The organism is Brevibacterium metallidurans (genome assembly GCF_037101285.1).
In the GTDB taxonomy this organism is placed as follows: domain Bacteria; phylum Actinomycetota; class Actinomycetes; order Actinomycetales; family Brevibacteriaceae; genus Brevibacterium; species Brevibacterium metallidurans.
In genome coordinates this window covers 3,162-4,632 of the sequence record NZ_BAAAAF010000034.1, presented here as the reverse complement: position 1 = coordinate 4,632, position 1,471 = coordinate 3,162, and the positions used below count along the sequence as shown (strand labels likewise).

The window sequence follows — 1,471 nt, the reverse complement described above, 5'->3', positions numbered from 1 at the left end:
TGACTGTCTTGCCGGGATCATCGAAATATTTTTTATGGAGAGTTTGATCCTGGCTCAGGACGAACGCTGGCTGCGTGCTTAACACATGCAAGTCGAACGCTGAAGCCCCAGCTTGCTGGGGTGGATGAGTGGCGAACGGGTGAGTAACACGTGAGTAACCTGCCCCTGACTTCGGGATAAGCCCGGGAAACTGGGTCTAATACCGGATACGACTGCCGGACGCATGTCTGGTGGTGGAAAGTTTTTTCGGTTGGGGATGGGCTCGCGGCCTATCAGTTTGTTGGTGAGGTAATGGCTCACCAAGACGACGACGGGTAGCCGGCCTGAGAGGGCGACCGGCCACACTGGGACTGAGACACGGCCCAGACTCCTACGGGAGGCAGCAGTGGGGAATATTGCACAATGGGGGAAACCCTGATGCAGCGACGCAGCGTGCGGGATGACGGCCTTCGGGTTGTAAACCGCTTTCAGCAGGGAAGAAGCCTTCGGGTGACGGTACCTGCAGAAGAAGTACCGGCTAACTACGTGCCAGCAGCCGCGGTAATACGTAGGGTACGAGCGTTGTCCGGAATTATTGGGCGTAAAGAGCTCGTAGGTGGTTGGTCACGTCTGCTGTGGAAACGCAATGCTTAACGTTGCGCGTGCAGTGGGTACGGGCTGACTAGAGTGCAGTAGGGGAGTCTGGAATTCCTGGTGTAGCGGTGAAATGCGCAGATATCAGGAGGAACACCGGTGGCGAAGGCGGGACTCTGGGCTGTAACTGACACTGAGGAGCGAAAGCATGGGGAGCGAACAGGATTAGATACCCTGGTAGTCCATGCCGTAAACGTTGGGCACTAGGTGTGGGGGGCATTCCACGTTCTCCGCGCCGTAGCTAACGCATTAAGTGCCCCGCCTGGGGAGTACGGTCGCAAGGCTAAAACTCAAAGGAATTGACGGGGGCCCGCACAAGCGGCGGAGCATGCGGATTAATTCGATGCAACGCGAAGAACCTTACCAAGGCTTGACATACACCAGACCGGGCTGGAAACAGTCCTTCCCCTTTTGGGGTTGGTGTACAGGTGGTGCATGGTTGTCGTCAGCTCGTGTCGTGAGATGTTGGGTTAAGTCCCGCAACGAGCGCAACCCTCGTTCTATGTTGCCAGCACGTGATGGTGGGAACTCATAGGAGACTGCCGGGGTCAACTCGGAGGAAGGTGGGGATGACGTCAAATCATCATGCCCTTTATGTCTTGGGCTTCACGCATGCTACAATGGCTGGTACAGAGAGAGGCGAACCCGTGAGGGCAAGCGAATCCCTTAAAGCCAGTCTCAGTTCGGATCGTAGTCTGCAATTCGACTACGTGAAGTCGGAGTCGCTAGTAATCGCAGATCAGCAACGCTGCGGTGAATACGTTCCCGGGCCTTGTACACACCGCCCGTCAAGTCACGAAAGTCGGTAACACCCGAAGCCGGTGGCCTAACCCCTTGT

The 1,471-nt window shown here is 56.4% G+C and carries 1 rRNA gene; it reads left to right on the top strand.

Annotated features, from left to right (window positions below):
- The first annotated feature begins 31 nt into the window (after positions 1-31).
- Positions 32-1,470 (top strand): 16S ribosomal RNA (locus AACX88_RS17305).
- Position 1,471: the final 1 nt, after the last annotated feature.